10 protein-coding genes are annotated in these 9118 nt (G+C 68.8%); 5 read left to right on the forward strand and 5 right to left on the reverse strand.

What is annotated here, in order from left to right:
• Window positions 1-1903: tetratricopeptide repeat protein (locus AC31A1_RS40075; RefSeq protein WP_489658010.1), on the forward strand; the 1903-nt coding region annotated here is incomplete at its 5' end.
• Here AC31A1_RS40075 and AC31A1_RS40080 read toward each other — a convergent pair.
• On the reverse strand, window positions 1894-2313 hold the full coding sequence (locus tag AC31A1_RS40080; protein WP_489658011.1) for an ATP-binding protein: 420 nt from the start codon (window positions 2311-2313) through the stop codon (window positions 1894-1896). The genes AC31A1_RS40075 and AC31A1_RS40080 overlap by 10 nt on opposite strands.
• Window positions 2314-2425: 112 nt before the next feature.
• Here AC31A1_RS40080 and AC31A1_RS40085 point away from each other — a divergent pair, with 112 nt between their 5' ends.
• The gene (locus AC31A1_RS40085) at window positions 2426-3247 is read left to right on the forward strand and encodes a helix-turn-helix domain-containing protein (RefSeq protein WP_489658012.1); all 822 of its coding nucleotides are present in this window, start codon (window positions 2426-2428) and stop codon (window positions 3245-3247) included.
• Window positions 3244-3504 (forward strand): DUF397 domain-containing protein, encoded by a 261-nt coding sequence (locus AC31A1_RS40090; RefSeq protein ID WP_489658013.1) that lies wholly within the window; start codon window positions 3244-3246, stop codon window positions 3502-3504. Before AC31A1_RS40085 ends, AC31A1_RS40090 begins: the two co-directional genes overlap by 4 nt.
• Here the strand turns inward: AC31A1_RS40090 and AC31A1_RS40095 are convergent.
• From AC31A1_RS40095 to AC31A1_RS40105, 3 genes are read right to left on the reverse strand one after another with little or no spacing between them, the layout of a single operon-like run.
• The gene (locus tag AC31A1_RS40095; protein WP_489658014.1) at window positions 3485-4240 is read right to left on the reverse strand and encodes an ABC transporter permease; all 756 of its coding nucleotides are present in this window, start codon (window positions 4238-4240) and stop codon (window positions 3485-3487) included. The two genes, AC31A1_RS40090 and AC31A1_RS40095, sit on opposite strands and share 20 nt — an antisense overlap.
• Window positions 4237-5760, reverse strand: a complete 1524-nt coding sequence (locus tag AC31A1_RS40100; protein ID WP_489658015.1) for a DUF2705 family protein — start codon at window positions 5758-5760, stop codon at window positions 4237-4239. Before AC31A1_RS40100 ends, AC31A1_RS40095 begins: the two co-directional genes overlap by 4 nt.
• Entirely contained in the window at window positions 5760-6713 is a 954-nt protein-coding gene (locus AC31A1_RS40105) for an ABC transporter ATP-binding protein (RefSeq protein ID WP_489658016.1), read from the reverse strand. The genes AC31A1_RS40100 and AC31A1_RS40105 overlap by 1 nt, the downstream gene beginning before the upstream one ends.
• Before the next feature lie 131 nt (window positions 6714-6844).
• Here AC31A1_RS40105 and AC31A1_RS40110 point away from each other — a divergent pair, with 131 nt between their 5' ends.
• On the forward strand, window positions 6845-8002 hold the full coding sequence (locus AC31A1_RS40110; RefSeq protein WP_489658019.1) for a sensor histidine kinase: 1158 nt from the start codon (window positions 6845-6847) through the stop codon (window positions 8000-8002).
• Complete coding sequence (locus AC31A1_RS40115) at window positions 7999-8661, forward strand: response regulator (protein WP_489658017.1); 663 nt, start codon at window positions 7999-8001, stop codon at window positions 8659-8661. The genes AC31A1_RS40110 and AC31A1_RS40115 overlap by 4 nt, the downstream gene beginning before the upstream one ends.
• On the opposite strand, the gene AC31A1_RS40120 is transcribed toward AC31A1_RS40115, so the two are convergent.
• Window positions 8622-9118, reverse strand: a 497-nt coding sequence (locus AC31A1_RS40120) for an FUSC family protein (protein ID WP_489658018.1), incomplete at its 5' end; no start/stop codon positions are given. The genes AC31A1_RS40115 and AC31A1_RS40120 overlap by 40 nt on opposite strands.

The raw sequence follows: 9118 nt of genomic DNA on the forward strand, positions 1-9118 counted from the left end.
GGGGTACGACGACGTTCCGGTGACTGCGGATCAGGCTGTGCTGGCGTTGTTGCGGGCGCTGGGGGTGGGGGACGCGGATCTGCCGCCTACGGCTGATGAGCAGTACGCGCGGTATCGGGGCGAGTTGAGTTCCCGTGAGCCTGTGCTGATCCTTCTGGACAACGCCTCTGACCCGGCGCAGATCGCTCCGCTACTACCGGGGGAAGGGGGCGGACATCGGGTTCTGGTGACCTCCCGGGAGGTCCAGGACTCGCTTCCGGTACGGCAGTTCAGGGTTTCCGGGCTTACGCCTGATGCTTCGCGGGAGTTGATCGAACAGTCGTTGCGGCAGTACGACCCCGGGGACCATCGGGTTGCGGACGACCCAGAGGCCGTACGGCAACTCGCCGAGCTGTGTGGGCACTTGCCGCTTGCCCTGCTGATCGTCTCGGCGTTGCTACGGCGGCGTCGGCAGCGGCCAGCTTCCACGCTGGTCGGTGAGTTGCGGGCGGCCGAGGATCGCGTGCGGGCGTTGCGGGCGAAGGGGGTTGACCAGTACGGCAAGGAACTGAGCCTGCGGCCCGTGTTCGACGTGATGTACGCGCGGATGGAGCCCGAACTCGCCCGGGTTTTCCGGTTGTTGGGGCAGGCCCCGGGGGACAGTATCGGGCTCGGGGCCGCGGGCACTCTGACCTCGCTGGAATTGGAGTGCCTGGAACCGCTCCTCGAAGAACTGGCCGCTGTCTCGCTCCTCACCGCGCTCCCAGACAGTGGGCGCTGGGTGATGCATGACCTCGTACGGGTCTACGCCCGACTCGTCGCTGTCGAGGATCCCAAGGTGCATGAGGAAGTGGCCGAGGCCCGGAGGAGGTTACTGGAGGTCTACCTCCATCTTCTCGTATCCGCCAAGACTCACGTCGAGGGGATCCCTGAAGTGGCACCCCAGAATTCCTTCAACACACGCGAACTCGCCCTGAAATGGCTCGACTCCGAGCGCACGGGGCTGCTGGAGATCGCCCACTGGACCGACGGTAAGGACAAGGAGCGGCCCAACTCTCTGCTGATCGCCCTATACCTGGACAGCTACCTCATCCTTCGATGCGCCTTCGACGACTGGGCCATCGTGACGAAGGCCGCATATGAAGCCGTCCGCAGGGTCCACAGCTCCTGGGGCGAGGTCAGGGCGTTAAGCGCTCACGGAGATGCCCTGTTCCATCTGCGGCGGTTCGAGGAGGCCGAGACAGCCCAGCGCCGAGCCCTGCGGTTGTCCGAGGCCTCCGGCGACGCCGAGGGACAGGCCATGGCGTGGGACCGCATGGGACTCACGCTGCGGGCACTCGGACGGAATGACGACGCGGTCGATGCCCACACCCGCAGCGCGCGGATCACCGCCGAGATCGGCCTGGTCCGGCAGACATCCCGGATACACATGAATCTCGGCGCTGCCCTGAGTGACGCGGGTCGCACGGAAGAGGCACTCGACGTCTTCGAAAAGGCCCTGGCCGACCACGTGGAACTCGGCGACAAGAGAGGCGAGACCGTGGCCCGTAGCGGTCTTGGCATGGCCCTCCTCAACTTGGGCCGACATGAGGAAGCCGTCGCCGCCTTCGTCCATGTTCTGGGGCTGTGCGCCGAATCCGGCGACTGGCACTACCGGGCCAAAGCGTTGAACCACCTGGGGGTGGTCTGCAACGAGTTGGGGTTGCATGACGAGGCGCTCGGAGCCCACAACCGGGCATTGAACTGGTTCGTCTTTTTCCGCGACCGTCTCGAAGAGGCCCTGACCTGGGCCACCATAAGCACCGTGCTTCTCCAGCTCGATCACACCGAGGAGGCACTGTCAGCCAGGCGCCAAGCGCTGGATCTGATCCGGGAGTTCGGCAACGAGCACGACATCGCCACAGTCCTGGACACTCACCCATAACCCACCGCGAACTCGCACCACACCACCTTCCCCGGCGCCCGGTCCCCCACCCCCCACTTGTCCGCGAGGACGGAGACCAGCATCAGGCCGCGGCCGTCTTCCGCGTGGAGATCCCGGTACGGGCTCCTGACCTTGCGGAGTTCGCCGGTGCCGCTGTCGTGGACCTCGACGCGGAGGACTCCGTCGAGGTGGATGCGGAGGCGGAGGGCGAGGCCCCGGCCCGGTGGTACGCCGTGGAGGACCGCGTTCGTCGCCAACTCGCTTACGCAGAGCAGGACATCGTCGGTGCGGTCGATGATCTCCCAGTCCGCGAGGGTGTTCCGGGTGAACGTGCGGGCCAGCGCGACTGATCTGCGGTCGCGTCGGTAGAACGCCTCGCGGGTGTGGCCTTGTTGGAGTTGTTCGTTCATGAGGCCACTGTCACAGGCAGTCACTATCGTGGGTCAGTGAGTGAGGTCGTATTTGTTTTCTCTACGACCTCACTACGACGACTTCGGGTGTGCGCGGGGGAAAGGGACACGCATGCAATCGGCGAAGAGGCCCAAGAAGGTCGGTACTTGGCAGGCGGTCGGCGGGCTCGTCGCCCACTTCCGGAAGAAAGCGGGGCTGACGCAGGAGCAGTTCGCGGCCGTGGCGAAGGTTCACATCGACACCCTCAGGTCCATCGAGCAGGGACGGCTTGCGCTGCAGGACGACCGGGCCATTCAGTTCGACGAACTCCTGGGCACGGGTGGGGTGTTGTTCGCGCTGGTCGAGAAGTTGCCCGTGCGGGAGCGAATGCCGGCGTTCGCACAGGGGCTCGCCGACATCGAGGAGACTGCCGTCAGCATCCTGTCCTACGAGACGCAGATGATTCCCGGCCTGCTGCAGACGGAGGACTACTGCCGCGCGTCCTTCGCGAGCCGCTTCCCGCGTTTCGAGGATGAGACGGAGGAGCAATGGGTGTCCTCGCGGATGGAGCGGCAGAAGATCTGGCAGCGCAAGCAACCGCCGTTCGGCCACTTCATCTTCGAGGAGTCGATCTTGCGCACGGCTCTCGGCGGCCCGGATGTGATGCGGGAGCAGATCCGCAAAGTGCGCGAGGCCTGCGACCTCATTCACGTCGGCATCCAGATCATGCCCATGGGCCGTGTACCGCACGCCGGTCTCGCGGGGCCCATGCTGATTCTGGAAACACCCGCCCACGAGCACGCGGTCTACCTGGAGGTACAGCGCGCGAGCTTCCTGGTGGACGATCCCCATGAGGTCAGCGTCTACCAACTGAAGTATGGAATGCTGCGGTCACAGGCCCTCTCGCCGGAAGAGAGTGCGTCCGTCCTGGAAAGACTGCTAGGAGAGTCATGAACACCGCAGCACGGCAGCAGTTGGCGTGGTTCAAGTCCAGCTACAGCGGCAGCGAGGGCGGCAACTGCATCGAAGTCGCTTACGCCTGGCGGAAGTCCAGCTACAGCAGCAATGAAGGCGGCAACTGCATCGAGGTCGCCGCCCACCCCGCCGCCGTTCACATCCGGGACTCCAAGAACCCTGCCGGGGCCAACCTCACCGTCTCTCCCGGTACTTGGACGGAGTTCCTGGGCGGGGTCACGCGTCCCTCAGCCTGAACGCCGCTCCCCCGACCAGCAACAACCCCACCGCGTAAGCCGCAAGCACCCCCAACCCCGGCCAGGGAGCGATCGCCAGCCTCTCCAGGTTCTTCGTCGCCTGGATGGAGAGGGCCGCCGGCATGGGGGTCCAGCGTTGCAGACGGTGTTGCCAGGTCGGGGAGTTGACGAGCCGGGACAGGATCGGGATTACGTAGAGGATGCCCAGGCCCAGGGTGATCGCGCCGCCCGTGTCGCGGAGCAGGGTTGCCAGGGACAGGCCCAGGAGTGTCACCAGGACGAGGATGAGGACCGAGCCGCCCGCCGCGCGGAACGTCTCGCCGTCCGCCGGGGTCGGAAGGATCAGGCGGGACAGGCCCAGGGCTGACAGGACCGCCAGGGCTCCTGTCACCGCCGTGAGTAGCGACAGCGTGGCCGCCTTGGACGCCAGGACCCGCCACCGTCCCGGCATCGCCGTGAGCGTCGTGCGGATCGTGCCCGTGCCGTACTCCGCGCTCATCGACAGCACCCCCAGGACCAGACACAGCGCCTGGCTCAACTGGACGCCTGTGAGGCTCAGTTTGACCGTGTCCTCGTGGCAGGCCGTCGGTGACGGGCACACCTGGGTCGTGAGGGACGAGGCCGCCGCCGCGCCGACCGCCGCCGTCAGGGCGACCGTTGCCGTCAGGAGCCACCAAGTGCTGGGCAGCGTACGGAGCTTGGTCCATTCGGCGTGGAGGGGGCCGGGGCACCTCACGCGTCTCGCCTCCTTAGCGTCCAGGCCGCCAGCAGGAGCGCCGCCGCCGCATAGGCCGCGAGGACTGCCAGGCCGTTGAACGGGGACAGGGGGTAACAGCCGCTCTCCGGAAGGCAGTTGTGCTCGACCTGGGGGTAGTACGTGAGGCCCTGCTGAATCGCGAAGGCCGCCGCCGGGGTTGCCCGCAGCAGCCACTGCGCGACGGGAAGCGGGAGGGCGAAGGACAGGATCTGCGGGAGGATCACCAGGACCACCACCGTGGCGATCGCGCCGGCGCTGTTGCGCAGGACCACTCCCAGGGAGAGGGCCAGTACCGCCACCAGGGAGAGGAGTACCGCGCTGCCCACCACCGCCCTGAGGGCCGGGTTCTCCAGGAGGGACAGGTCGGGGAACTCGGGGGGCTTGAAGCCGTTGGAGCGCAGTGTCTTCTGGGCCAGGGTGAAGCCGATGGCCGTGGACAGCAGGCCTGTTGTGAAGGTGATCAGCGCGATCACCGTCGCCTTCGCCGCCAGCACCTTCAGTCGGGACGGGGTCGCCGTGAACGTCGTACGGATCAGGCCTCGTTTGTACTCGGTCGTCACGAAGAGCGTGCCGAGGGCGACCATGAACAGGAGGCCGACGAAGACTCCCTGGAAGCTCATCTGGACCATGTCGGGGCTGTTCTCCTCGGGGGCGATGTCTCCCTGGCCGGTGAGGGTGTAGGTACCGGCGGGGGACACTGCCGTCTTACCCGGCTGGCCGATCGGGCCGTTGGGGGCAGGAGCGCCTACGTCCGTGGCCGACCAGCCGCTGTCGGTCGAACTGCCCTGGAGGCTGAGATGGTCGAAGGTGCCGGTGGCCTGGCCGCTGCCCGCCATCTCGCTCGTGCCGCCGAAGGAACGGTGCACGACCTCGTGGACGGGGGCCGCCAAGAACAGCCCCACCTGGACCGTCGCGGGCAGCCCGTCGAGCCGTACCTCCCCGAACGGGGTCCATTTCTGACCGTCTACCGACCCATAGCCGGTTAGTCTGTCACCCAGCCTTTTCAGGCGGAGCCACTGCGGGGCCTTCGCCAGGTCGCTGCTCGGGCCCGCCTTGTCGTGGGTGAAGTTCCACTGCATGCGGACACCGTGGCCCGGGGTCGCCATCACGGCCGCGTACGGCGCCCCCTGCTTCAGGCTCGACTTGACGATGAGCCCGGCCTTCGTCCAGGGCCCCAGCCCCTTGCCGGACGCGTCCTTCAGGCCGGTGACCCGAGCCGTGACCGTCCCGTCGCCGGTCAGCGTGCGGTGGGTGAAGCGGAAGGAGTCGTTGACGACCTCGCCGCCCGGCCCGAGGACGACCGGCGGCCCACCGCCCACAGTGGACCCGCTCGCCCCCAACTGGCAGACCACGACCACGACCACGGCCGCGATCGCCAACACCGCCACCCAGACCCTGACCGTCCAGAACTTCGCCCACTCGGCCCGCAGCAGCCGCCCGAAGCCGGCCCGCGCGGGGTGCAGACCCGAGCGGTAAGGAGAAACCGTCGTCGTCGTCATCACCGGGTCACCTCGTCCGCTTCCTCGGCGGGCGTGGACGTGAACTCGACGGCATCCCGGGTGAGTTCCATGTAGGCCTCCTCCAACGAGGCCCGATGCGCGCCCACTTCGGCGAAGGGAACCCGGGAGGCGGAGAGCAGCTCGACGACCCGCTCGGCGGAAAGACCGGTGACGGTGAGGATGTCGCGATCGACGACAGCGACCGTCCCGCCTTCCCGGGCCAGCAGTTCCATCGCTTCCGTACGACTGCTCGTGCGCAGCCGCACCCGGTCGCCGGAGGCCGCCGCGAGGAGATCGGCCACGGCCGTGTCGGCGATCAGACGGCCCCGTCCGATGACGACCAAGTGGTCGGCGGTGTCCTCCAGTTCGCTCATCAGGTGACTGGAGACGAGGATCGCCCGGCCTTCGGCGGCGAGATGCCGGAGGAGGCCGCGGATCCACTGAATCCCCTCGGGATCAAGGCCGTTGACCGGTTCGTCGAGGAGAAGAACCGGGGGGTCGCCGAGCAACGCGACGGCTATGCCCAGCCGTTGACGCATCCCGAGGGAGTAGCCCCCGGCCCTCCGCCGGGACGCCTCCTCCATGCCGACCTGTTCGAGCACCTCGTCCACGCGCCGCATGGACAGGCCGTGGGAGTGGGCGAGCCAGCGGAGGTGGTCGCGGCCCCGGCGGCTGGGGTGCAGGGCGGCGGCGTCCAGCAGGGCGCCGACCTCCAACAGCGGGGTGCGCAGGGCGTGATAGGGGCGGCCGCCGATCAGCGCCTGTCCCCCGTCGGGGGCGTCCAGCCCCAGCACGGTCCGCATGGTGGTGGACTTCCCCGCACCGTTGGGACCGACGAACCCTGTCACCGTGCCGGGCTCGACCGTGAACGACAGCCCGTCGATCGCGAGCGTCCGCCCGAACCGCTTGCGCAGGTCCCGGACTTCGATGGTTGCGTCGGTTGTGTGACTCATGTTGAGGGAGGCTAGGGGCGGCGAGCAGCCCACGTCGTCACGCGGCAGAGGTCCCTCACGAGGGGGACGCCGACGAGGAGGGGGGTCGGCACAATGACGGAGTGGGTGACAACAGTGAGGGCGTACGGGCGGTGAGGTCCCGATGGCGGACCGCCGAGGCCGGTACCCGCGCCCTGGTCACGGGCGTCGTCCTGGCCGTCCTCGCCGTCGCCGAAGTCCTCGTCCGCAGCACCGACTTGGCCGGTGGTTTCGCCGCCCTGCTGCTGGTCGCCCTCGCCTCCACGCTCCCCCTCGCCTTCGTCCTCGGCACGGGACGGCTCGCCCGGACCTGCGCCGCCCTCGCGCTCAGTGCCGCCTGCGTGCTCTCCCTCGTGCCCTTCGGAGGGCTCACCGCCGGCGGGGTCGTGGCCCAACTGGTGTGCGTGTACGTGCTGGGCCGCGCCGGAGCCACCCGCCTCGGCGGACTGCTCGTCCTCCCCTACGTCGCGATCGCCCTCGGCAGCCACGAGGAACTGACCCGGATCGTCGCCGTCCTCGTCGCGACCCTCGCCTCCGCCGCCGCGGCCACCGGCATCGCCCACCACGTACGCAGCACGGCGCAGGCCCACAGCGCGACCGAACAGGCCTTCGCGGACACCCTCCTCGAACATGCCGCCCGGGGTGAACGGGCCCGTATCGCACGGGAGTTGCACGACGTCGTCGCGCATCACATTTCGATGATCGCCGTCCAGGCCGAGACCGCCCGGCTCACCACCTCCGGCCTCCCGGCCGAGGGCGCCACCCGCCTCCTCGCCATCGGCGACACCGCGCGCACCGCACTCACCGAGATGCGGCGGCTGTTGGGCGTGCTGCGGGAGGACGCCGACGCAGGAGTCCAACGCCGCCCCCAGCCAGGCCTGGCCCAACTCCTGGACCTCATCGACGAGTCACGCGACGCGGCCGGCTCCCGCACCCGCCTCATCGTCAGCGGCCCCATCACCCCGCTGGACCCCGGCATCGAGGTCACCGCGTACCGGATCGTCCAGGAGGCCCTCACCAACGCCCGCCGGCACGCGCCGGGCGCGGCGGTGGACGTAGAACTCCGTTACGGGGACGAGGACTTGGCGCTGCGCGTGCGCGACAACGGCCCGGGGCCCACCGCCGCCCTCTCCGGTCACGGTCTGCTCGGCATGCGCGAGCGTGCCGCGACGGTCGGCGGCACCCTGCGCACCGGTCCCGCTCCGGGCGGCGGTTTCCTGGTCGAGGCACGACTTCCCGTCAAGTCGGAGGAGGAGGCGGTGCTGCCTTGAGCATCCGGATCGTCGTCGCCGACGACCACGAGATCGTCCGCTTCGGATACGCCGGAATCCTCGCCACCCAGGCCGACTTCACGGTCGTGGGCACGGCCCGCGACGGCGCCGAGGCGGTACGCGTCTGCCAGGAGGAATCGCCCGACGTCGTGCTGATGGACGTACGCATGCCGGTCATGGACGGCATCGAGGCCACCGCAAGACTCCAGAACTGCCCTGCCGTACCAAGGGTGTTGGTGCTGACCACCTTCGACCTCGACGAGCATGTCTACGACGCGCTCGCCGCCGGTGCCAGCGGGTTCCTGCTGAAGGACGTGACCGCGGAACGGCTCTTCGAGGCGGTACGAGTCGTGGCCGCCGGTGAGGCGCTGCTCGCGCCCGGGATCACGCGGCGGCTGATCGCCGAGTTCGCGCGGATGCGCCCGAAGGCGCCCGCCCAGGGCAAGTTGGACGTCCTCACCCCGCGCGAGACCGACGTCCTGCGGCTGCTCGCGGAGGGACTGTCCAACCCCGAACTCGCCGAACGGCTGCACGTGGGCGAGGAGACCGTGAAGACACACGTCAGCCGCATCCTGTCGAAGCTCGGGCTGCGGGATCGAACGCAGGCCGTGGTGATGGCCTACGAGACGGGGCTCGTCGTGCCGAGGACCGGCTGCTGACGGCTGCGGGCGCGCGGCACCGGCAGCAGCCACCACGCCGACACCACCGACAACACCGCCCCGACCGCGATCCCTTCGAGCCGGGTGGGCAACAGGCTCAGGGCGTCCTGGCCGAAGTAGCCGAGGAGGAGGGAGAGCGCGCAGGTCATTCCGGCTGCCCAATAGGCGTAGTTGAGGGGGCGCAGCCACAACGCCACGGTGAGGACGGCGAACATCAGCGCCACAGCCGTGTGGCCGGTGACGCCGACCAGCGCGACACCCGCGGCCAGCAGCGTGCCGACAGTGGCTCCGGCGAGGCGTTCAAGTCCCTTGCGCAGTACGTCCGTTCGGCCCCGGTTGCCGCTCGCGGCGACGTACGCGGTGAGGACGACCCACGGCCAGTGGTCGTCGAAGAGGAGACGCCCCAGGACGAACGCGGCGGCGATTCCGGCCGCCATCTGGAGGGCCATGCGGGTGC

This window comes from Streptomyces sp. P5F9 (assembly GCF_057961495.1).